Below are 1,351 nucleotides of genomic sequence, written 5' to 3'. Positions count from 1 at the left end.
CCGGACCAGCTTCGGCGATCCGGTCGAGCCGGAGGTGGAGAGCAGGAGCGCCAGGTCCGGGTGCAGCCCGGTGGCGGTGCCGGAGGGGTACTCGGCCAGCAGGTCGCCGTGCCGGGCCGAGTCGCCCTCGGCGAGCAGCAGCACCGGGTGGCCGCCGGCCAGCGCAGCCAGGTAGGAGACCACGAAGTCGACGGTGGGGCGCGCCTCCAGGGTGATCAGGTGCCGCGATCCCAGGCGCATCCGCTCGGCCGCGACCAGGTCGAGGAGGTCGCCGTACGTCAGGACGACGTCGCCGTCGACGAGGGCCGGCGCATCCCGGTCGCCCCCGACCAGCCAGTGGCCCGGCCGGACGACCGGAATCGTGCTCATCGAGCGTCCTCGGGGAAGGCCAGGACCTCACCGACGACGCGCACACCGACGTGCGCGCCGGGCTCGGGCACGCCGCTCGCCGAGACGCGCGCGGTCAGGTCGACGAGATCGTCGTTGCCGGCGACCCGGGCGCGGACGGTCGCGTCGTGGCCGAAGAACGACACCTCGAGCACCTCGGCCGTCAGGCAGCCGGGCTCGTCCCCGGCCGTGACCACGACCTGCTCGGGGCGGACGGCCAGGAGGACGCGACCGTCGCGGGCGCCGCGGACCTGGATCGGGCCGAGCGGGCTGGCCGCGATGCCCGACACCGCCTCGGCGGGCACCAGGGCCGCGTGTCCGACGAAGGACGCCACGGCAGGTCCCGCAGGGTTCAGGTAGACCTCGCTCGGGGTCGCCACCTGGAGGAACCGGCCGGCGGCCATCACGGCGACCTGGTCGGCGAGCGAGAGCGCCTCGCCCTGGTCGTGGGTGACCAGCACCGCGGTCGCCCCGCTGGCCCGCAGCGCCCGGGCGACGGCCCGGCCGGTCTCCTCGCGCAGCCCGGCGTCCAGGGACGAGAACGGCTCGTCGAGCAGCACGACGTCCGGCCGCGGTGCCAGGGCCCGCGCCAGGGCGACGCGCTGCTGCTGACCGCCCGACAGCTCGTGCGGCTGCCGCGACGCGGCGGAGCGCGGCAGCTCGACCAGCTCGAGCATCTCCTCCACGCGGCGCCGGGCGGCGGCGGAACGACGGCCCGAGGCGAGCCCGAAGGCCACGTTCGCCGCGACGTCGAGGTGCGGGAAGAGCGCGCCCTCCTGCGGGACGTAGCCGATCCGCCGACGGCGCGGCGGCACCGGACGGCCCGAGCCGGAGACCGCCCGGTCGCCGAGCCGGATGGTGCCGGCGTCCGGCTCGAGGAAGCCGGCGACCAGCCGCAGCAGCGTGGTCTTGCCGCAGCCGGACGCACCCAGCACCGCGGTGAGGCCGCCGGGTACGTCGAGGT

1 protein-coding gene and 1 pseudogene are annotated in these 1,351 nt (G+C 76.5%); both read right to left on the bottom strand.

Going from position 1 to position 1,351, the window contains the following annotated elements; translation table 11 throughout:
* Positions 1-369 (bottom strand): annotated as a pseudogene (locus Q0L15_RS21555) (hypothetical protein); the annotation flags it as partial.
* Positions 366-1,351, bottom strand: a 986-nt coding sequence (locus Q0L15_RS21550; RefSeq protein WP_296606826.1) for an ABC transporter ATP-binding protein, incomplete at its 5' end; no start/stop codon positions are given. The gene Q0L15_RS21550 and the pseudogene Q0L15_RS21555, both read right to left, overlap by 4 nt.

This window comes from Nocardioides sp., assembly GCF_024509035.1.
Lineage (GTDB): Bacteria > Actinomycetota > Actinomycetes > Propionibacteriales > Nocardioidaceae > Nocardioides.
Note: the sequence above shows the minus strand (reverse complement) of the source record. Positions and strands in the feature narration are given on the sequence as shown.